Source organism: Allostigmatella hybrida, from assembly GCF_020103775.1.
GTDB lineage: Bacteria > Myxococcota > Myxococcia > Myxococcales > Myxococcaceae > Hyalangium > Hyalangium aurantiaca.
In genome coordinates this window covers 92,910-113,099 of sequence record NZ_JAHXBH010000029.1, presented here as the reverse complement: position 1 = coordinate 113,099, position 20,190 = coordinate 92,910, and the positions used below count along the sequence as shown (strand labels likewise).

Sequence of the window (20,190 nt, the reverse complement as noted above, 5' to 3'; positions counted from 1 at the left end):
CTCCTGCTGGGCGCGCTGCTGGCCGTTGAGCAGCGGCGTCTCGGGGACGACGGAGGAGGCCTCGGGGGTGGCGGCGGCGGAGACCGTGTTGGGGGCCCCCGTCGCCTTGAGCAGGACGTTCGGCTTGGCGAGGCCCGTCACGCCGCCCAGCTCCACGGGCTGCTCCGTGCCCGAGGTGGGGGGAACCGCCGTGCCCCCCGTCGTGGGGGTGCTGCCGAGCCGCAGGTTCGTGGTCTGGGCCGTGCTGGCCGGATTCGTGGAGAACACGTCCTGCGTCCCGGTGGGGGTGGCCTTCAGGAGCGAGGGCTGCTTGGCGCCCACGGGCAGGGTGGCGGTGGTAGGGGCCGGAGCCAGGCCCGTCACTGCATTCGTGAGGGGCGCCTGCTGCGAGGCGTCGGCCACGGCGGCCTTGTCCTGCGCGTCATCGAGGACCGCCGTGCCGCTGGTGACCGTCCGGGCCACGGGGCTCAGGGCCGGCTTCTCCGGGGAGGCCAGGTCCGTGGGGGCATCCAGCCCGCGCAGGGCATCGGGCGCCGCCGCGGTGCCGCCGGTGACGGTCTGGGCCGCGGTGCGGATCGTCGGCTCCTCGGGCGAGGCCAGGTCCACGGGCGCGTTCTGCTCCTCGGCCGGCTCCTGCGTCTGCCCCGTGGCGCTGGAGGTGGGCGCGGCGCTGATCTTCGAGCTGGCATTGCTCATCAGCTCCAGCGGCTGGGCCGCGTCCGCCGGGGTCTCGGCGAAGTCATCCTTCTTGGCGGGCTCGAGCGTGGGCTGAGCCACCGCCTTCGCCGGGTCCACCTCATTGGGTTTGGCTTGCGGCGTGGCCTCCGTCTTGGTCTCGGGCTTGTCTTCCTTGGGGCGGACCGGCGCGTTTCGGGGGGCGTTGGAACGGATGCTCGTCATCGATGGGACCCTCCACGGCAAAGCCAGAGGGAGGGCTTTGCCTTCTCCTCCAAGAGGAGAAATCCCTGGGACCAGGGGTGAATGGCACCATGCGTTAATATTGGAAAAAGGTGAAGATACTGTTTTGCAACGTTTGTATTTCCTTCTGTAAGGAGATGTAAGCCGCGCTTGAGCCGTGCCGACAGGCCTCTCCAAAGGTTCAGTCCGCAGTTTCAGCGGTTGGGCTCATGTACGCGAGGAGCATGTCCGAGGTGGCCTGTCCTGGTTGGGTGAGCCAGTCGTGGAAGGCCTGCGGAGTCAGCGAGTTCGTCATGAGGCGCGTCAAGGCTTCTGCGAAATTGTGTGTCTCGACGAGGCACAGGAGCGTGCAGGCTTGCAGGCTCTCAATCACGTTGGGATCGATCCCGGGCTGGCACAGCGTGATGCAGAAAGTCTCCCGGTGGCCGTACTGGGCCGCACTGCCGAGCACGGTCCGGGCGGCGGTGAGGTCCACGAGGTTTTCCCCCTGCTTGGTCTTGCATTCGAGGATGACATCGGGCCGACCGTCGATGTGCAGCAGGTAGTCGAACGCCCCGGGTCTGCGGCCGGTGTCGAACAGGGTGTAACGGACCCCAGCGCGCGTCATGAGGGCTTCGACGGCCGCTTCGAACTCCTTCTCCCGGCTCTCATACAAGCGGGTCATCAGAGGCTGATCCGCTGCTTCCAAACGCTGGAGTTGGTGCTGAAAGGCGCGCTCTCGCCTCTTTCCGTGCCACGCGCGGGCCAGTTCCTGAAGTTCGGCGGCACGCTTCTTGGGCTGGGCCGCTCCCATGGACGTCAGGAGGTCTACAAGGTCCTGCCAGCGGGAAGTGCGGCAAAGGCTCTCCAGGGCGCTCAAGCCGACTTGGTGGAGCCCGATGGCCTCCGCCCGGGAGACAGAGCGCTCCCCGGTGGGGGTTTCCAGCTCGGTCAGCCAGAGCGCGGGGGTGGGCAGGCCGGCCACGAGACGCCGGATCAGCAAGCGGATGGACGCTGGCAACCGGCGCAGGTTCTTGAGGGCTTGGGGCGTCAGCTCCCGCATACAGGCCGGCCGCTCGTCATGGGACAGGTTGGCACGGGTGGCTGCCGCCAGGATGTTGGCAAGTCCCGACAGGCACCAGGCGAGATCGCGGCACAAGGCTTGGATGGCGCCGGCCCGGAGGCCAGGATAGGTGCCCTCAAGTGCGCCCAGGTCGACCCCTTCCAGCCAGTCGATGAGCAATGTGGCGGCGTTCGCCGCGCTCCGGTAGGGCTGCCAGGGGACTTCCGCGAGGTGGGCGGCGTAGCGTTTCACGGGTTCATTGTCCGTGGTCTCGCCAAAGCCATAGGGCACGGAGCGGGTATGGAATGCGCTCGCGAACTCGGGAGACGTGAGACAGGCGTTGGTCAGACAATAATTGAACCCGTCCAGGTCGCCCGGCCTATGGCCCTCGTCCGGAAGCATCCCACAGAGGAGGGCTTGGTGGCTGGAGACGTAGTTCAGCAAGTAGTCGGCCGTCTCGGGAAGGAGGCCGCTCAGGGCGATCTGCTTGCCGACTTCGGTGATATGCAGGCGTGTCATAAAATGAATCCCCAATCCCGGAGGGCGGCCACGGAGGTGTTCAGCTGACGGTGCCAGTGGCTCAAGCCCGTCTTGTTCGCGTGAAGCTCCCGGGTGGCGCTGAAGCTGCTCAAGAGCAAGGTGGCCAGCTCTTCCTCGGTTGTGCACATGCCCGAAGCGACGAGTTGAAGAGCGAGCTGATGGAAGGCCTGAGGCGTGATGCGTGGGGTGAGCGGGGTGGTCTGATCTGGCTGTAGATAGACGTTGGTGTTTCGCTTGTCGGTGAAGCCATCCGTGGAGGTCAGGAGGATGCTTCCGTGGGTAGCCTGGGTTCCCATGCGGCCGACCCGCCCCGCCATGTTCTGGAATTCACTCGAGGGCAAAGGCTCGCGGCTGCGGGTGCGCGTGTTCCAGCGCGTCCACTCGTCGAAGAGGGCGGTCTTGAAGGGAAAGTTGACCCCAGCGGCCAGAGTGCTGGTGGCGAAGACGAGCTGGAGGTCACCCGAGGAAATCTTGTGCTCGACGAGGTGCCGCTCCTCCTCAAGGAGATCCGCCGTGTGAAAGGCGAATCCCCTCGGGATATAACAGGAGAGATCCCTCGCTGCGGAGGTGGCCTCCTTCAAGCCAGGAAGCAGCGGCTGCGAGGGAGAAACGGTCAGCCGGAGAGTCCGCGCGTGGGCTGAAGCCGCCTCGTAGACCCGCTTTTTGGACGTGCAGAAGACGATGGCGGGCAGTTGGGTCGGCTGGCGGAGCAGCTGGGCGATGATCGGCGGCGTCTCGTATGGGGTGGCCTCGGCGCGTGCCCGCTCTTGAATCCCCACACCCGGTTGGTCCGTCCGGAACGAGCGGATGCTGGTGGGCGTGCGGCACTCGTAGTGGAGATGCTTCTCGCGGGTGCCGAGGTGAATGAGCTTCACCCCCAGCCAGTCCCTCAAGTCATGAGCGTCCCGTGCGTCGAGTACCGCCGACAGCGCCACCAGTTGTCCCCAACGCCCCCTTTTCAGCAGGGTTAGCAGGATCTCGATGTTCCGGCCGCGGCTTTCGTCTCCGAGGATTTGGATCTCGTCACAGATGATTAGGCTTGGAGACATGTCCTCGCGGATGCCCGAGCCCGAGATCATCGCGAGGTATTTCTCGTAGGTGGCCACTAACACGAGGGCTTGGAGCGGCTCCGTGGGCGTGTGGCCATTGCCATCTTCCACGATGTCTCCATTGGCGAGGACGATGCAGCTCTTGTCTCCCCCGAAGTGGCGGCCGCAGAGCCGGTCCGTCAGTTCCTCGAACTTCTGGCGGGCCAGCGCGCGGTGGGTCACCAGATAGACGGCATGCCGGGACGGGGCGGCGAACAGCCAACCCATGAGTGCCCACATTCCAATGTGGGTTTTGCCCGTGGACGTGGGTGCGACAACGAGCAGGGATGTTCCGCGCGCGACGCCTGCCGCCAGGGCTGCGTGCTGGACATCGGTCAGGGAGGGCGCGCCATCGGAGGCGCGCGGTAAGAGATCTGGATCGTCCTGAACCGCCTGGGACAAGCCGTGATCCGTCGGCAGGCTGAACTGCATGGGTCTCCTCCAAACGTGATGGGAAGGGGACGGGTTAACAGGGCTCGCACGGTTTGTGGCCCCCCCTTTGGGGGGATTCTCGGGGGGGCCGGAATCAGCTCTTCTGCTGCATTTGGGCCACGGCCAGGGCGGTCATGTTGACGATGCCGCGCGCGGTGACGCGGGGCACGAGCACGTGGAGCGGCTTGGACATGCCCAGCAGCATGGGGCCCACCAGGAGCGCCTCGGTGGCGGCCGAGAGCAGCGTCAGGCCGATGTTGGCCGCGTCCAGGGTGGGCATGACCAGCAGGTTGGCCGAGCCCGTCAGGGGGCTGTCCGAGACGAGCCGGCCGCGCAGCGCCTCGCTGAGCGCCGCGTCGGCGTGCATCTCGCCGTCGAGCTCCAGGTGGGGCGCCCGGGCGCGGATGAGCTTCAGGGCCTGGCGCATCTTGCGCGCGCTCTGCGAGTTGCTGGCGCCGAAGCTGGAGTGGGACAGCAGCGCGGCCTTCGGCACGAGCCCGAAGTGGCGCACGGCGTCCGCGGCCATGAGCGTCATCTCCGCCACCTGCTCGGCCGTGGGGTCCAGGTTGACGTGGGTGTCGCAGAAGAACAGCGCGCCCTTGGGGAGGATGAGGCAGGAGAGCGCGTAGATGCGGCTGACGCCCTCGCTCTTGGAGATGATGGGCAGCACCTCGCTCATCTGCCGGCCCCAGTCGCCATTGCCGCCGCACAGCGCCGCGTCCACCACGCCCGCCTCCAGCAGCATGGCCGCCGTCACCGTGGGCCTGCGCGCCACGCGCCGGGCCGCCGCCTCGGGGGGCACGCCGCGGCGGCCCACGAGGTGCTGGTAGCGGTGCACCAGCGGGTCGAACACCGCCGCGTCCTCGTTGGGATCCAGCACGCGCACCTGGCGGCCCACGTCGAGCCGCAGGCCCAGCTCCCGCACCTTGGCCTCGATGACGGCGCGCCGGCCGATCAGCACCGGCTGGGCGATGCGGTCATCCACCACGGTCTGCACCGCGCGCAGCACGCGCTCGTCCTCGCCCTCGGCGTAGGCCACGCGCCCCGGCGCCCGGCGGGCCACCTCGAACACCGGCCGCATGAGCTGGCCCGAGCGGTAGACGAACAGCTCCAGCTCCCGGTGGTAGGCGTCGAAGTCCGCGATGGGCCGACGCGCCACCCCGGAGTCCATGGCGGCCTTGGCCACCGCGGGGGCAATTTTCAGGATGAGCCGCGGGTCGAACGGCTTGGGGATGATGTACTGGGGGCCGAACACGGGGGCCGCCCCGCCGTAGGCCGCGGCCACCACCTCGCTGGCCTCCGCCCGCGCCAGCTCGGCGATGGCCTCGGCGGCCGCCCGCTTCATCGCCTCGTTGATCTCCGTGGCGCCCACGTCCAGCGCGCCCCGGAACACGAAGGGGAAGCACAGCACGTTGTTGACCTGGTTGGCGAAGTCCGTCCGTCCCGAGGCGACGATGGCATCCGGCCGCGCGGCGCGGACCACGTCGGGCCGGATCTCCGGCTCGGGGTTGGCGAGCGCGAGGATGAGCGGCTTGGGGGCGAGCAGCGGCAGCCACTCGGCCTTGAGCACGCGCGGCGCGGACAGCCCGAGGAACACGTCGGCCCCGCCGAGCACGTCCGGAAGGATGCGCGCGTCGGTGCGCCGGGCGTAGCGGGCCATGTTCGGCGCCATCGGGTCGCCGCGGTCGGCGTGGACCACGCCCTTGATGTCGGTGAGCGTCACGTTCTCGATGGGCAGGCCCATCTCCACGAGCAGATCGACGCACGCCAGCGCCGCGGCGCCCGCGCCCGAGGTGACGAGTTTGATCTCCTCCAGCCGCTTGCCCTGGAGCACGAGCCCGTTGCGGATGGCCGCCGCGCAGACGATGGCGGTGCCGTGCTGGTCGTCGTGGAAGACGGGAATCTTCATCCGCTCGCGCAGGGCGCGCTCGATGATGAAGCACTCGGGGGCCTTGATGTCCTCCAGGTTGATGCCGCCGAAGGTGGGCTCCAGCGAGGCGACCACGTCCACGAAGCGCGAGGGATCGCTCTCGTTGACCTCCAGGTCGAACACGTCGATGCCGGCGAACTTCTTGAAGAGGACCGCCTTGCCCTCCATGACCGGCTTGCCCGCCAGGGCGCCGATGTTGCCAAGCCCCAGCACGGCCGTGCCGTTGGTGATGACCGCCACCAGGTTGCCGCGCGCGGTCAGGTCTCTCGCGGCCTCGGGGTCGGCGACGATGGCCTCACACGCGGCGGCGACTCCGGGGGAGTAGGCAAGGCCCAGGTCGCGCTGGGTCGCCATGCGCTTGGTGGGCTCGATGGCCAGCTTCCCCGGCCGGGGCAGGCGGTGGTAGTCGAGGGCTGCTTTGCGGAAATCGTCGTCCATGGGGCGCCGCTTCTACCTTGGCGCGGCAGCCTTGGGGGAACTCCGTGGCACCCCCAGCGCCTCTGACATGGCGCATCATGTGGGAGCCTGCGCCCGGTCCGGATCGAACCACGCATAGACGGTGGGCAGCACCAGCAGGGTGAGCAGCGTGGAGCTGAGCAGCCCGCCGATGACGACGGTGGCCAGGGGCTTCTGCACCTCGGCGCCGGCGCCGGTGGACAGGGCCATGGGGAGGAAGCCCAGGCTGGCCACGAGCGCGGTGGTGAGCACGGGCCGCAGCCGGAGGTGGGCCGCCTCGTGCGCCGCCGCCGCGGCGGGCTGGCCGTCCTGGCGCAGCCGGCGGATGGCGGACACCAGCACCAGGCCGTTGAGCACTGCCACGCCGAACAGGGCGATGAAGCCCACCGCCGCGGAGATGGACAGCGGCATGCCGCGCACCGCCAGCGCCACCAGGCCTCCGGTCACCGCGAAGGGGATGTTGAGGTAGATGAGGAGCGCGGGCCGCACCGCCTGGAACGTGAGGTAGAGCAGCACGAAGATGAGCAGCAGGGTGAAGGGCACCACCACGGCGAGCCGGGCGCTGGCCGTCTGGAGGTTCTCGAACTGCCCGCCCCACTCCAGCCAGTAGCCCGGGGGCAGCGGCACCTCCCGCGCGATGGCCTCCTGCGCGGTGCCGACGAAGCCCTGGATGTCCCGCCCCCGCACGTTGGCCTCCAGGGTGAGGCGCCGCTGGAGGTTCTCGCGGCTCACCTGGGCGGGTCCCTCGTCCACCTCGATGCGGGCAATCTGGGACAGGGGCACGAACTGCCCGGTGGGGCTGGTGACCTGGATGCTGCCCAGTTGTTCCACGTGCTGGCGGGCGCTGGGGGCGAAGCGCACCTGGAGGGCGAAGCGCTTCTGGCCCTCCAGCACCACGCCCACCTGCTTGCCGCCCAGCGTCTCGATGGCATCGAGCACGTCCCGGGCGTTGATGCCGTACCGGGAGATGGCCTGCCGGTCCACCTGGACACGCGCCACGGGCAGGCCGGCGATCTGCTCGGCCTTCACGTCCGCGGCGCCGGGCACCCGGGCGAGCACCGCCGCGAGCTTGTCCCCCGTGCGCTTGAGGACCTCCAGGTCCTCGCCGTACAGCTTGAGCGCCACGTCCGAGCGCACCCCGGAGATGAGCTCGCTCACCCGCAGCTCGATGGGCTGGGAGTAGGAGAAGAGGCTGCCGGGCACCTCCTTCTTCAGGGCCGCGTCGAAGGCGGCGATGAGCGCCTCCCGGTCATGGCCGGTGGTCCATGCGTCCCGGGGCTTGAGCATCACGAAGATGTCGCTGATCTCCACGCCCATGGGGTCCGTGGCGATCTCCGCGCGGCCCGTCTTGGAGACCACCGTGCGCACCTCGGGAAAGCGCTTGAGCACCTTCTCGATGAGCGTGGTCTGCCGCACGGACTCCTCCAGGGACACCGAGGGCACGCGCCAGGCCTGGAGCGCCAGGGCTCCCTCGTCCAGGCGGGGCATGAACTCCGCCCCCAGGAATGGCACGAGCGCCAGGCTGAGCCCGAGCACGCCCACGGCGCCTGCCACCACCGCCCGGCGGTGCGCCATGCACGCGCGCAGGGCGGGCGCGTAGAGCTTCCGGGCGCCGGTGACCAGGGGGCTCTCCTTCTCCGTCACCCGGAGCGGCAGCACGAGCGAGGCGAGCGCCGGGACGAGGGTGAGCGAGAAGACGAACGCGGCGCCCAGGGCACACAGGACGGTGGTGGCCATGGGCACGAACATCTTCCCCTCGATGCCCGAGAGCGTGAGGACCGGAAGGTAGACGATGCCGATGATGATTTCGCCGAAGGCCGCCGCGCCGCGGATCTCCACCGCCGCGCGGCAGACCACCTCATCGCGCTCCGCGCGGGTGAGCGCACGGCCGAGCCGGTGGTTCTCCGTGGCGATGTGGCGCACCGCGTTCTCCACGATGATGAGCGCGCCATCCACGATGAGGCCGAAGTCGATGGCCCCCAGGGACATGAGGTTGCCGGAGATGCCCAGCGCCCGCATGCCGATGAAGGCGGCGAGCATGCACAGGGGGATGATGCTCGCCACGAGCAGCCCCGCGCGCAGGTTGCGCAGCATCAGGAAGAGCACCACGATGACGAGCAGCCCGCCCTCCAGCAGGTTCGTGGCCACCGTCTGGAGCGTCTGCCGCACCAGCTCCGTCCGGTCGTAGAACGTGTCAATGGTGACGCCCGGCGGCAGGGTGGGGCGGATGCGCTCCACGGCCCCCTTCACGTGCTGGACGACGGTGCGGGAGTTCTCCCCGAGGCGCATCATCACGATGCCCGTCACCGCCTCGCCGCGCCCGTCGCGCGTGACGGCTCCCTGGCGCACGAGCGGGGCGTACTTCACCTCGGCGATGTCCCGCACGTACACGGGCACGCCCCCGGACGAGGTGGCCACGACGATGTGGCCGATGTCCTCCAGCGTCTCCACCAGGCCCTCGCCCCGGATGAGCACCTGCTCGGGACCCCGGGCGATGTAGGCGCCGCCCGCGTTGGCGTTGTTGCGCTCCAGGGCGTCGAACACCTGCTGGAGCGACAGGCCATAGGCCGTCAGGCGCGAGGGCTCGAGCTGGACTTCATAGGTCTTCAGCTCGCCACCGAAGGCATTCACCTCCACCACGCCCGGCACCGCGCGCAGCCGGGGGATGAGCTGCCAGTCGAGAATCTCGCGCAGCGCCATGGGGCTCATGCCCGGGCCCTGGACCTCGAACTGGTAGATTTCGCCGAGCCCGGAGGCGGTGGGGCCCATCTCCGGGGTGCCGTAGCCCTCGGGGATGTTCTCCCGGGCCTCCTGGAGCCGCTCGCTCACGAGCTGGCGGGCGAAGTAGATGTCCGTGCCGTCCTCGAAGACGAGGGTGACGGCGGACAGGCCGAACTTGGAGACGGAGCGGAGCTCCTCCGTGTGGGGCAGGCCGCCCATGGCCGTCTCGACGGGCACGGTGATGAACCGCTCCACCTCCACGGGGCCCAGCCCCGGCGCGGAGGTGAGCACCTGCACCTGCACGTTGGTGACGTCGGGCACCGCGTCGATGGGCAGCTGGCTCAGGGCCCGGAGGCCGAAGACGATGACGGCCGCCGACAGCAGCAGGACGATGAAGCGGTTCCGGATCGAAAGCCGGATGAGTTGATCGAACATGGCGCGGGCCCTCTAGTGGGAGTGGCCTTCGCCCATGCTCTCCTTGGAGAGCTCGGACTTGAGGATGAAGGCGCCCTGCGTCACCACGGCGGTGCCCGGTTCGAGCCCTTCGAGGATTTCGATCTCCGTGGCCGAGGAGGCGCCGGTCCGGACATCCACCGCCTGGAACTGGTGGGGCCCCTGGGGGACGAAGACGACCTGTTCGCCGGCCACCTGCTGCACGGCCTCGCGGGGCACGACGACCTGCTCGGTTCCCGTGGCGCCTGGGGCGGTGCCGCCGGTGCTGATCTCCGCGGTGGCGAACATCCCGGGCTTGAGGTTGCCCTCGGTGTTGGGAAGCACGACGCGCACGGGGGTGGTGCGGGTCTTTTCGTCCACGATGTCCCCGATGTACGTCACCTTGCCCTGGAAGCGCTGGCCGGGGATCGCCTGGACGGCCAGGTCCACGGCCTGCCCCTGGCGGACGGTGGCGAGCTGCGCCTCGGAGACCTCCAGCAGCGCCCAGAGCGTGGACAGGTCGCCCACGGTGAACAGCGGCGTGGTGCCGCCCACCTCCTGGCCCACGGTGACGGGGATGTCCACCACGGTGCCATCGAGCGGGGCGCGCGCGGGAAAGCGGGTGCTGTAGTGCTCATCGGACCGGAGCGCCTTGATTTCCTGATCCGTGAGGCTCAGCGCGTGCAGCCGGGCATCGGCGGCGTTGCGGTCCGCCTCGATGGTGACGTAGGTGCCCTCCGCCTCGCGCATCTCGCGCTCGCTGGTGATGCCCTTGGCGAACAGCTCCTTCTCGCGGCGGAAGTTCTCCGCGGCCACCTGGGCCTTCATGGTGGCGGCCAGGTAGTCCGCGCGGGCCCGGCCCAGGTCCGGGCTCTCCAGGTAGCCGAGCACCTGGCCCTTCTTCACGCGGTCCCCCAGGTCCACCTCGATGCTGGCGATGCGCCCGGGGACGCGGGCGGCCACCTGGGCCACGCCGCGCTGGGGAAAGGCCAGGCGCGCCGGGACGGTGAGCCCCACGGCGAGCGGCTTGCGCTGGGCCTCGGCGGTCTGCAAGCGCGCGTTGCGCACGGCCTCCGGCGTCAGGGTGATGGCCTCCGCGTGGGTTGCTTCGTTCCCATGGCCATGCGCCTCGTCATGCGGCGCTTCGGCGGGGTGGGCGGCGGGGGGCGGCTCCTTCTGGCAGCCCGGAAGCAGGACGAGCCCCAGCACGGACAGCAGGGCAGAGGCTCTCATGGAAGGCTCCCGATGACCCGCTGGAGCTGGGCCTGCGCGGTGCTGAACTCCTCCATCGCTTCGATGTGGTCGCGCCGGGCTTCCAGCGTTTCCCGGCGGATGACGAGCAGCTCCAGGAAGTCCATCTTGCCGGCCCGGTAGCCCTCCGTGGCCAGGGCCAGGTTCTCCTGGAGCGACTGCTGGGCGTTCTCGCCGAAGAGGCGCAGGGAGGACTCGGCGGTCTGATAGCGCACGAGCGCCAGCCGCACCTCCGCGCGCGCGAGCCGCTCCACCGCCTCCAGGGTGCGCGCCGCCTCGGTGACGCGTGCGGCGCTGGTGCCGCGTCCAGCCTGGTTGCGGTCGAACACCGGCAGCTCGATGGACAGGGTGCCCTGGACGATGTGGGCCTCCTCCTCGCGGCCGTAGCTGATGCCCGCCCGAGGGCTGGGCAGCGCCGCCCTTTGGCTCAACCGCTGCTGGGCCTGGCTGGCTTCCAGCTCCGCGCGTGCTGCCTGGAGATCGGCCCGATCACGGAGGGCTTGGTCTAGCAAGGTGGGCAGCGGCAGCGCCTGCGGGCTGTCTGGAAGGGGCGTGTCCTGGGCGTGAATCTCCACGGCCTCGTCGAGCCCGATGAGCAGGCCCAGGGCGTTGAGGGCCGAGGCATGGCGGAAGACGGCGCGGTTGTGCTCACGGGCGGCGCGGCCTGCCTCGACGCGGGCCGTGTTGACCTCCAGGCGGGAGGCGGCGCCTGCCTCCAGCCGCTCTTCCGCCGCGCTCAGCGCTTCGGCGGCCAGCGTGCGGGCATCCTCGGCGAGGCGCACCTCCTGTCCCGCGGCCCGGGCACGGGCAAACGCCGTGCGGACCTCGGCCACGAGCTCCACGCGCCGGGCCCGGAGCTGGGCCTCGCTCGCGGTGACGAGGGCCCGGGCGGCCTCCTTCCGGGCGGAGGGCTGCCCGAAGAGCTCCACCTGCTGGCTGAGGCCCACGCCCAGCTCCAGGGTGTTTCCGCCCTCGCGCAGGCGCGGGCCCGCCGCCGCGGAGAGCTCGGGGTTGGCTTGAAAGAAGCGGGCATCGTTCTGGGCCTGCGCCTGGGCCCGGGCCACCCCGGCCTCCAGTGAGACGAGGACGGGGCTCCGCTCCAGCGCGAGCGCGACGGCCTGCTCGAGCGTCAGCGGCCCGGCGGAGGCCTCGGACAGCGAGAGAAACCCATAGAGATACAGGCACAGCAGGGGCGAGGCGGAGACTCCGCGCGAAAGCATGAGCGGCCTACGGCGCGAGGCGGCCGGCAAGGGCAGCGGACGCGCGGCAGAGAGGGAGCAACGGACGCACGGCCTGCCCGGGCCACGAGGCCCCGGAAGCCGTCAGACGAACGCCACGCTCAGGCCGCGATGGGGGGACGCAACAGGCGCCGCATCACCCCGGGGGCGATGCGCTGCTCGGGTGCGAGGAACGGCGCTTCGGGCTCCTGGGGACCGGGGGCCCATCCAGGCACCGAGGGGAGCAGCACCCACTGGCTCACGCAGCAGCCGCAGTGGTGGGCGATGGGGCCGCAGCCGTGCTCCTTGCCCTCCGCGCCCAGGTCCGTCTCGTGGGGCTCGAAGTGCGCCACGTGCCCGGTGGCCGCGTAATGCACCACCATCTCGACGGCCTCCCCCAGCGAGGGGACGAGGCCTGACAGGACGGCGGCAATGAGCAGCACGCGCAGCACGGAGGGGGTATTTACCCTCCGCCGTCACCCCGTGCAAACCCGGAGAACCGCGAGGCTGCCTGCACGACAGACCGCTCCATCTCCGGGGCCATGGGAGGCCCGGGAGGGGCTCAGGGCAGCCGGCTCCAGTCGAAGTTGGGGGCCGGGTCGCTCTTGCGGCCCTTGGGAACGGCCACGTCCTTGTGCCCGACGACGTTCTTCGTGGGCACGTTGTGCTCCTGCTTGAGGTAGCCGACGAGCTGGTGGAGCGCCTTGTACTGGGCCTCGGTGAAGGGCGTCTTGCCGCTGCCGTCGTTGACGATCTCGATGCCGATGGAGCGGCCGTTCACGTCCGTGGGCACGCCGTGCAGCTCGCCCTTGCCCGCGTGCCAGGCGCGCTTGCTGTCGTTGACGAGCTGGTAGATCTTCCCATCCCGGTCGACCATGTAGTGGGCCGACACCTCGCTGGCGGGGTTGCGCATGTGGGCCAGGTCGCCCGCGCCGTTGTTGGACGCGGTGTGGTGCATGACGATGGTGTCGATGTCCTTGCCCCCGCGCTCATTGAAGTTGGGGGAGGGCGCGCTGATGACGGCCGGCTTGGTGAACTTGCCGCCCGGCTGGGTGGGAGGGGTGGGGCCCTGCACCCCGCCGGCGAGCGCCTTCTTCAGCGCCGCGTGGGTCATGTCGCCGTAGTAGCCCGTGGTGGGCAGCTTCTTGTCGGCCTGGAACTTCTTGACCGCCGCCTCGGTCTGGGGACCGAAGGTGCCGTAGCCCGTGTTGACCTGGGCCCGGGTCATGTAGCCGGTCTTCACCAGCGCATCCTGGAGCCTCTTGACGTTGGGGCCCGTGTCGCCCCGGCTGATGCCGGCGGGGGGGGCGGTCACCGTGGCGGCGGCGGTGGCGGTAACGGCGCGCTGGGCAACGGGAGCAGAGGTGCGCTGGACGGTCATGTGATTTCTCGGAAGGGGGAGAGGCCAGAAGACCCCCTGAGCCTGAATTATCGGCGTTTGAGAACCTGAAGTTGCTGGATCACCGCGTTTCCCCCGGAAACTGACGCTGGGTCAAAGCCGATGACTCCAAGTGAATAGGGACTCAACGATTCCGTACGGAGCGGAAAGGAAGAGCCCCCTCGCTTCCGGAAGCGCCCTTGGAGCTGGACATGAAAGTCATCTACCCCCGCTGTGCCGCGGTGGAGTTTCAGGAAGAAGCCGTGGCCGCCGTGGTCCGCATCGTGGCGGCTGGGAGGATCATTCAAGAGCTCCAGCGCTTCGAGGCCACGCCCTCGGGGCTGGGAGCGCTGGCGGAGTGGCTGGGCTCCTATGGCTGCCGGTGCGTCGTCATGCGGGCCACGGGGGAGTCCTGGAAGCACGCCTGGTATCTGCTGGAAGGGCAGCTCGAGCTGGTGCTCGCCGAGCCCCTGAGTGCCTCGGCGGGTGGGCCCGGGACGGAGGACGCCCTGTCGCTGGCGGAGCTGCTGGCGCATGGGCAGATCCACGGCCGCCCCGTGCCCCTGGAGCCCCTGCCGGAGGTGAGAGACCTCTGCCGGGCCCGCCGCCTGTTCGCCCGGGAGATGGCGCAGCACCACCTCCACATTCAGAAGGTGCTGAGCGACGCGAGCATGCAGGCGACGGGAGCCGGGCCGGGCCTCAGCGGCCGGGCCATCCTGCAGGAGTTCATGGCCCGGGAGGCCGGCGCGCCCAGCGAGGCCCCCGGCGGCACGCCGGAGGCGCCCCTGGCGGCGCACCACCGGTTCATGTTGAAGCTCCACCTGGCGCAGGTGGACGCGCTGCGCGGCTCCATCGCGCAGGTGGATGACAGGCTGGCCGAGTGCCTCGCCCCCCTGCACGGCGTGTCCCAGGGGGCCGCGGCCGCGCAGCGCCTCGCGGGAGAACGGCTCAGCCCGCGCGCCGGGCCCGCAGCGTGTGCACGAGGATGAAGGCCGCGAAGAGCCCCACCGCCACGATGGCGAGCACATGCTCCGCATGGCACACGCCCGCCGTCACCCGGCTGACGCTGTGGGAGAAGAGATAGCCGAGGCTCACCAGCAGCGGCGCGCTGAGGCTCAGGGCCAGCGCATCCCAGAGGAGGAACGTGCGCGTCTTCATCCCCTGGATGGCCGCCATCGCGAACAGGGGCACGCGCAGCACGGACAGGTACCGGCCGAGGAAGATGACCCGCCCCCCGAAGCGGGCGTAGAGCCCGGAGATGCGCGTGCGGCGCCCGGGCGTGAGCAGCGCCCTCATCCAGCGCTTCTCATAGATGCCGGGCCCCAGCTTGCGCGCCGTGTGGAACAGCAGCAGGTCCCCGCTGAGCACCCCGGCGAAGCACACCCCGATGACCACCGGCAGCTTCACCACGCCCAGGTGGGCCAGGGTTCCCCCCGTGAGCAGCACGATGTCCTCCGGGAGGGGCAGCCCCACCCCGCCGGCCAGCAGCGCCACGAACAGCAGTGCATACGAGCCATGGGTGAGCAGCAGCCCCAGCAGTCCGTGCTCCATGTGTGTTCCCCCCCGGCAACCAATGGCCACTAAACCAGCGAGCTGGCGCGCCGCTCCTGCCGGAGCTGCAGCAGCTCGCGGACGATGATCTGCACCGTGGCCACCACCGGCACCGCCACCATCGCGCCGATGATGCCGGCCAGCTCCACGCAGAACAGCACCGCCAGCAGCGTGAGCAGCGGGTTGACGTGCACCGTGCGCCGGAACACCAGCGGCGCCAGCACGTTGCCCTCCAGCTGCCCGTAGATGAGGAAGTAGATGAGCACCACCATCCCCTTGAACCACCCGCCCGTCACCCACGTGAGCAGCGTGATGAAGCCTCCGGCCACCACCGGCCCCGCGTACGGCACCATGCTGGAGAAGCCGCTGACGATGCCCAGCGGCAGGAAGAAGGGCAGCCCCAGCACCGCCAGCACCACCGTGGTGAGCGTGGCGTTGATGGTGCAGATGAGCGACAGCCCCGACAGGTAGCCGCCCGTGGCCTGGTACACCTTGAGCATGACCCGCTCGTAGCGCTCGCGGTGCGCCACCGGCAGCTGCTCGATGAGCCAGCGGGGCATGCCCCGGCCGAACGCCAGCATGAACACCACCAGGAAGAAGATGGTGACGATGCCGCCCACCACGCTCACCGCCCCGCCAATGGCCTCCAGCACCGGCGTGAGCGACAGCGTGCTCGCCGCGGGCGACGCCACCGCGCCCGCCGTGGCCCCCGCCGTGGCCACGTCCCCACCCAGCTGCATCAGCATGCCGAAGTGCTTGTTCAGCACCCGGAACAGCCGGTACGAGCGCACCTCCGCCATCAATGTAGGCAACTGGGTCAGCAGCGCCTCGCCTTGGGTCATCGCCGCAGGGATGAGCAGCATGCCCAGCCCCCCCACGAGCGCCAGCACCGAGACCATCACCAGGGCGATGGCGAGCCCCCGCCGCATCCCCTTGCGCTGCAGCAGGGACACGCCGTGCTCCAGCGCCAGGGCCAGCAGGGTGGCGATGCCCGTGAGCGTCATCGCCACGCGCGTCTTCATCACCAGCACGGTGAGCACCCCCATCGCCAGCAGGGCGAAGCCCACCGTGAAGGCCGTGCGCAACGTCACCTGGGATTTCTGCCAACCGGTAGAACCGCCCTCTGCCACCATCGCCTCGCTTTGCCGCTGGATGCGTGGCCCCTTGCATGGGGCCGCCCTGGCGGCGGGACAAGCCCCGAGGGAGGGAAAAGGGCCAAAAACAGAAAAATTAAATCCGCGGAGATCCAAGGATCCTGCTGAACGTCAAAGACCCTGCACGGACGCCGGAAGGCGCCGGAAACTCACGGTGCTGCGCGCGCCGGATGCATGTCGTCGTCCCCCTCTCCGGGTCCTCGAAGGACCTGGGCCTGGAGAGATGGGTTCCCGGACCACTAGAGAGGGAGTGGTCCGGGGCCCATTATTTTTCGCCGGTGGCCTGGCCGCGTCATCCGTTCGGCGGCAGGTGGCCCTGGATGGCGATGATGAAGCTCACGCACTGGAAGGGCGGCAGGTTGTCGTGGGGCTGGCCTCCTCCCGCGATGCCAATGGCCTTGGCGTTCATGCTCGTGTTGGGCACGGTGCTGTAGAGGTGCGCGGGCTCGTCCGTGGCGCCATTCACCAGCACCGCGGGCACACACCCCTCGGGCACGCTGGCATCGCCCTCGCCCGCGTAGGCCGAGAGCTTGTGCGCATGCGAGGGCATCTGGCTGGAGGTCAACGTCACCGTCTCCGCGCCCCCGCGCGTCCCCAGCGTGCGCGCCGACAGGCCCGGCCCCGTGCCCCAGTGCATGGGCAGGCGCCCTCGCAGGTCCGGCAGGGCGAAGGTGTTGCGCCCATCGCCCCCGTAGCTCGTGCCCAGCAGCGAGAAGAGCGAGGGGTGGAGCGAGATGGGCAAGAGCTGCCCATTGCACAACGCCCACCCGGGCGGCGCGGAATGGCCACCGAACATCCGGATTTCGCCGAGGAGTGGCTCGGACATGTGTGTTTCCTTTCCAAGGAAGCGCTCCGCAAGCGTCGGGAGCGAGACAGCCCTCCCGGCGGGTCCATGGAGTCCGTGGCGCACCTGCCGCACGCTGGGTTCACGGCGCCGCGCCAGATTCCCAGCTGGAATCCCGGCTCCGAGGTACGCGGGGGGGGAAAATGCAGATTTCGGCCGTGCGGTCGCACGATGTGTTGAATGGGCGTGGGCCCGGGGGCCGGCGCGCTCCAGGACAACCGCTGTAGGCGCGTCTTCCGGGGACGTCGGAGTCCCATGAGACGCTGTGGACAGTCGGCCTGGAGAAACCATGAAAAACACACGGTGGGGAAAGTCCTGTCCTCCGGAAACGCCCAGCGAAGTCGAGGAGGCGCTGCGCCACCTCGCCCGCCGCACGGCCGAGGACGTGGAAGAGGCCGGGCTGGACGCGCAGTTGCTCCTGACGTTCCAGGAGGCCCGGGACACGGGCACGGTGCCCCTGGATGCGGGCTTCTTCCTGGTGGCCCACATCCTGCTCGCCATGGCGGACGAGGCGCTCGCCGCGGATGCGCGGGTGCGCGCGCTCAACGGCGAGCTGGAGGCGATGGAGCGCGACGCGGGCCTGGAGGTGGACACCTTCTGGGCGCCGGAGGACATCCCGGAAGAGTGGGAAGCACTGCTGGTCGAGTACGAGATGGCCTGTGACGAGGCCCGCGCGGCGTTTTTCCGGGATGCCGGGGAGGAAGTGATGGCGGAGGTGTTCCTGCACGACCGGGCGGCGTTCATCCGCCAGTTCGAAAGTGGACGCCGCTTCTTCCACGGGCTGCCCATGCTGCCGAGCTACGTGAACTGACGGCCCGCGCGCCCGCCCCCGGTTAAGTCTCTGACGGCAGGGAGCGTCAGAGGGGAGGGGTAATGTCCGGGGCCCCCGTCAGCGCGGGGGCACCCGTGCGTCCTTGGGCGCGGAGCGTGCGAGATGCGGTCAGGAGCAACGGCGGTGTACGAGCTGGTCAGTGCATCAGGGGCGAGGGTGGCCTGTGTCGTTTTCCTGCTCCTGGCCCTGGGGCTCGCGGCGGGCCTCTATGCGGTGCTGGTGAGGGCCTCCGGCGGCCGGGCCGTGTTCCACGAGGAGCCCCGGGTGCGCGGCCCGGTGGCGACGGTGGCCAGCCTCCTGCTGTTCGCGTTCCTGTTCGGCACGGTGTACGCCACGGTGCTGAGCGGCTTCTACCGGGTGGAGCTGCACGAGGAGGAGGTGCTGCTGCACTACCTGTTCCCCTCGCACGTCGTCTCGTTGCCGCGCGTGGAGCTGGCCGAGGTGGAGCGCGTGGCGATGCTGCCGGGCCGCTGGAGCATCCGGCTGCACACCCACCAGGGCGCCATGTACCCGAGCGCGCTCGCGCAGGAGCCCCCGGCGTTCCAGTCCTGGCGGGCGCTCCACGCCTACCTGGGGGGCGGCAAGGGGGACGTCAGTCCCGTGGAGTTCCGGTAAGGCGGGAGAGGTCCGCGGCGGTGTCGATGTCCTCGTCCCCCCCGGGGAGCGCCACCTCCACCACGCGCGAGGGCTCGCGCGCGATGACCCGCCGCGCCCCCTCTTCCGGGGCCAGGGCCTCCAGCTCCGCGAAGAGCGCCCGGGAGAACAGCGCGGGCACCCCGCGCGCGCCCGCGTAACCCGAGGCGACGATGGGGGCGTGGGTGCGCGTGAAGGTGTCCACCAGGGCGGCCAGGTGGGCGGCATCCACGCGGAGCTGATCGCACAGCACCACGAGCGCCGCGTCCACCTCGGGGGGCAGGGCCCGCAGGCCCACGCGCAGCGACAGGCCCATGCCCGCCGCCCAGTCCGGGTTGAGCACCGGGTGCACCGGCAGTCCCGCCAGCTCCGCGGCCACGGCCTCGGGGTGCGCGCCCAGCACGGCGATGACGGGGAGGAGGCCCGCGGCCACGGCGGCCTCGGCGGTGCGCCGCACCAGGGTTTGGCCCTCGTGGAGGAGGAGCTGCTTGGGCCGGCCCAGCCGCGAGGAGCTCCCCGCGGCCAGCACCACCCCGCCCACCCTCACGCGAGCCTCCGCGCCAGCGGCGGGGCCGGCGCGTGGATGGGGGCCTGGCGCTCGCGCAGCTTACCCCCCTCGCGCCCGGAGAGCACGGCGCGCAGCTCCGCGGCGATGGACAGGGCCACCTCGTCCGCTCCCTCGGCGCCCACGTCCAGCCCCACCGGGGCGTGCAGCATGCCGAGCTGCGCCGGGGTGGGGGGGAAGGGCAGCCCGGCGAGCAGCTTCTCCGTGCGGGAGCGGGGGCCCAGCACGCCCAGGTAGCGCAGCGGCCGGGTCAGCAACTGGGGCAGCAGCAGCCGGTCCTGCGGCAGGCTGTGGGTCATCAGCACCGCGAGGGTGCGCGGGGTGAGGGGCACCTTGTCCAGCACCTCGCTGGCCTTGGAGGCCACCACCGCGTGGGCGCGGGGAAAGCGCCGCCGCAGCGTGTCCAGCGGCTTGTCGGCCACCACCGTGACGTGAAAGCCCAGGCCCGCGGCCTGCGCGCTCATGGGCACCACGTCGAAGCCGCCGCCGAACAGCACCACGGGCGCGGGGGGCTCCACCACCTCCACCAGCACGTCCGCGCCGCCGCAGGGGCCGCTCCAGGTGCGCCCCTGGGCGAGGGCCTCCCCGGCCGCGGCATGCACCGCCTCGCGCAGCAGGCCTGACAGGGTGCTGGCCTCCACGCCGTCCTCGCGCAAGAGCAGCCGGGCGCCCACGGCGTGCGCGGGGCCGCGGTACACCGTGGCCACCACCGCGCGCTTCTCCTTCCGCCGCGCCTCCTCGGCGAAGGCGAGCGGATCCACCGGCCCCGGCTCCCAGCGCTCCAGCAGCACGTCCACCACGCCGTTGCACCCGAGCGCGAAGGACAGGCCGCCCTCGTCGTCGGCGCCCTCGCCCGTGGAGTCGTAGCGCAGCAGGTGGGGGCCCTGGGCCGTCCAGAAGAACGCCTTGCGGACGATGTCACCCTCCAGGCACCCGCCGCTCACCCCACCGGCCAGCCAGCCGCTCTCGGCCATCAGCATGCGCGCGCCGGGGCGCCGGTACGCCGAGCCCGCCACGGCCACCACCGTGGCCATCACATAGGGGCCAGGCGCCCGGGCGCGGGCCCGCAGGATGTCATCCAGATCCTTCACAGGTCATCCTTCCGAGGGGGCGCGAGTGTACGCCCTCTAGTGGCGCGGGCCCAACAGTGCCCCCTGCCGGCCGGCCAATCCTCTCCGCTTCGCGTCCGTGCCACAACGCTCCTCC

16 protein-coding genes and 1 pseudogene are annotated in these 20,190 nt (G+C 70.4%); 3 read left to right on the top strand and 14 right to left on the bottom strand.

What is annotated here, in order from left to right:
* From KY661_RS30910 to KY661_RS30870, 9 genes and pseudogenes are all read right to left on the bottom strand, one after another.
* Positions 1-900: pseudogene (locus KY661_RS30910) on the bottom strand (hypothetical protein); the annotation flags it as partial.
* Positions 901-1,099: 199 nt separating this feature from the next.
* Positions 1,100-2,479 carry a restriction endonuclease gene (locus KY661_RS30905; RefSeq protein ID WP_225413621.1) on the bottom strand — a complete coding sequence of 460 codons (1,380 nt, stop codon included), beginning with the start codon at positions 2,477-2,479 and terminating at the stop codon, positions 1,100-1,102.
* A complete protein-coding gene (locus KY661_RS30900; RefSeq protein ID WP_225413620.1) occupies positions 2,476-4,020 on the bottom strand; it encodes a DEAD/DEAH box helicase in 1,545 nt (514 codons plus the stop codon). Before KY661_RS30900 ends, KY661_RS30905 begins: the two co-directional genes overlap by 4 nt.
* 94 nt (positions 4,021-4,114) lie before the next feature.
* Entirely contained in the window at positions 4,115-6,388 is a 2,274-nt protein-coding gene (locus tag KY661_RS30895; RefSeq protein WP_225413619.1) for an NADP-dependent malic enzyme, read from the bottom strand.
* Between the two features lie 75 nt (positions 6,389-6,463).
* Positions 6,464-9,562 carry an efflux RND transporter permease subunit gene (locus tag KY661_RS30890; RefSeq protein WP_225413618.1) on the bottom strand — a complete coding sequence of 1,033 codons (3,099 nt, stop codon included), beginning with the start codon at positions 9,560-9,562 and terminating at the stop codon, positions 6,464-6,466.
* 12 nt (positions 9,563-9,574) lie between these two features.
* On the bottom strand, positions 9,575-10,792 hold the full coding sequence (locus tag KY661_RS30885) for an efflux RND transporter periplasmic adaptor subunit (protein ID WP_225413617.1): 1,218 nt from the start codon (positions 10,790-10,792) through the stop codon (positions 9,575-9,577).
* On the bottom strand, positions 10,789-12,030 hold the full coding sequence (locus KY661_RS30880; protein WP_225413616.1) for a TolC family protein: 1,242 nt from the start codon (positions 12,028-12,030) through the stop codon (positions 10,789-10,791). The genes KY661_RS30885 and KY661_RS30880 overlap by 4 nt, the downstream gene beginning before the upstream one ends.
* A 119-nt stretch (positions 12,031-12,149) precedes the next feature.
* The gene (locus KY661_RS30875) at positions 12,150-12,479 is read right to left on the bottom strand and encodes a hypothetical protein (RefSeq protein WP_225413615.1); all 330 of its coding nucleotides are present in this window, start codon (positions 12,477-12,479) and stop codon (positions 12,150-12,152) included.
* A gap of 110 nt (positions 12,480-12,589) precedes the next feature.
* Complete coding sequence (locus KY661_RS30870) at positions 12,590-13,408, bottom strand: peptidoglycan recognition protein family protein (protein ID WP_225413614.1); 819 nt, start codon at positions 13,406-13,408, stop codon at positions 12,590-12,592.
* 209 nt (positions 13,409-13,617) lie between these two features.
* Between KY661_RS30870 and KY661_RS30865 the strand changes: the two genes are divergently transcribed.
* Positions 13,618-14,394 (top strand): transposase, encoded by a 777-nt coding sequence (locus KY661_RS30865; RefSeq protein WP_225413613.1) that lies wholly within the window; start codon positions 13,618-13,620, stop codon positions 14,392-14,394.
* On the opposite strand, the gene KY661_RS30860 is transcribed toward KY661_RS30865, so the two are convergent.
* From KY661_RS30860 to KY661_RS30850, 3 genes are all read right to left on the bottom strand, one after another.
* The gene (locus KY661_RS30860) at positions 14,354-14,956 is read right to left on the bottom strand and encodes a DedA family protein (RefSeq protein WP_225413612.1); all 603 of its coding nucleotides are present in this window, start codon (positions 14,954-14,956) and stop codon (positions 14,354-14,356) included. The two genes, KY661_RS30865 and KY661_RS30860, sit on opposite strands and share 41 nt — an antisense overlap.
* A gap of 29 nt (positions 14,957-14,985) precedes the next feature.
* Positions 14,986-16,047 (bottom strand): AI-2E family transporter, encoded by a 1,062-nt coding sequence (locus KY661_RS30855; RefSeq protein WP_398577274.1) that lies wholly within the window; start codon positions 16,045-16,047, stop codon positions 14,986-14,988.
* Positions 16,048-16,402: 355 nt separating this feature from the next.
* Positions 16,403-16,936, bottom strand: a complete 534-nt coding sequence (locus KY661_RS30850) for a phage tail protein (protein WP_225413610.1) — start codon at positions 16,934-16,936, stop codon at positions 16,403-16,405.
* Between the two features lie 307 nt (positions 16,937-17,243).
* Between KY661_RS30850 and KY661_RS30845 the strand changes: the two genes are divergently transcribed.
* Positions 17,244-17,765 carry a hypothetical protein gene (locus KY661_RS30845; RefSeq protein ID WP_075010692.1) on the top strand — a complete coding sequence of 174 codons (522 nt, stop codon included), beginning with the start codon at positions 17,244-17,246 and terminating at the stop codon, positions 17,763-17,765.
* A 177-nt stretch (positions 17,766-17,942) separates the two neighbouring features.
* Positions 17,943-18,401 (top strand): hypothetical protein, encoded by a 459-nt coding sequence (locus KY661_RS30840; RefSeq protein ID WP_225413609.1) that lies wholly within the window; start codon positions 17,943-17,945, stop codon positions 18,399-18,401.
* Here the strand turns inward: KY661_RS30840 and KY661_RS30835 are convergent.
* A complete protein-coding gene (locus KY661_RS30835; protein WP_225413608.1) occupies positions 18,379-18,966 on the bottom strand; it encodes a nucleotidyltransferase family protein in 588 nt (195 codons plus the stop codon). The two genes, KY661_RS30840 and KY661_RS30835, sit on opposite strands and share 23 nt — an antisense overlap.
* Positions 18,963-20,075 carry an XdhC family protein gene (locus tag KY661_RS30830; protein WP_225413607.1) on the bottom strand — a complete coding sequence of 371 codons (1,113 nt, stop codon included), beginning with the start codon at positions 20,073-20,075 and terminating at the stop codon, positions 18,963-18,965. The genes KY661_RS30835 and KY661_RS30830 overlap by 4 nt, the downstream gene beginning before the upstream one ends.
* Positions 20,076-20,190 lie beyond the last annotated feature (115 nt).

Coding starts and splice junctions, on each gene's coding strand:
- KY661_RS30905 (WP_225413621.1), bottom strand. CDS start 2,479: ATGACACGCCTGCATATCACCGAAGTCGGCAAGCAGATCGCCCTGAGC.
- KY661_RS30900 (WP_225413620.1), bottom strand. CDS start 4,020: ATGCAGTTCAGCCTGCCGACGGATCACGGCTTGTCCCAGGCGGTTCAG.
- KY661_RS30895 (WP_225413619.1), bottom strand. CDS start 6,388: ATGGACGACGATTTCCGCAAAGCAGCCCTCGACTACCACCGCCTGCCC.
- KY661_RS30890 (WP_225413618.1), bottom strand. CDS start 9,562: ATGTTCGATCAACTCATCCGGCTTTCGATCCGGAACCGCTTCATCGTC.
- KY661_RS30885 (WP_225413617.1), bottom strand. CDS start 10,792: ATGAGAGCCTCTGCCCTGCTGTCCGTGCTGGGGCTCGTCCTGCTTCCG.
- KY661_RS30880 (WP_225413616.1), bottom strand. CDS start 12,030: ATGCTTTCGCGCGGAGTCTCCGCCTCGCCCCTGCTGTGCCTGTATCTC.
- KY661_RS30870 (WP_225413614.1), bottom strand. CDS start 13,408: ATGACCGTCCAGCGCACCTCTGCTCCCGTTGCCCAGCGCGCCGTTACC.
- KY661_RS30865 (WP_225413613.1), top strand. CDS start 13,618: ATGAAAGTCATCTACCCCCGCTGTGCCGCGGTGGAGTTTCAGGAAGAA.
- KY661_RS30860 (WP_225413612.1), bottom strand. CDS start 14,956: ATGGAGCACGGACTGCTGGGGCTGCTGCTCACCCATGGCTCGTATGCA.
- KY661_RS30850 (WP_225413610.1), bottom strand. CDS start 16,936: ATGTCCGAGCCACTCCTCGGCGAAATCCGGATGTTCGGTGGCCATTCC.
- KY661_RS30845 (WP_075010692.1), top strand. CDS start 17,244: ATGAAAAACACACGGTGGGGAAAGTCCTGTCCTCCGGAAACGCCCAGC.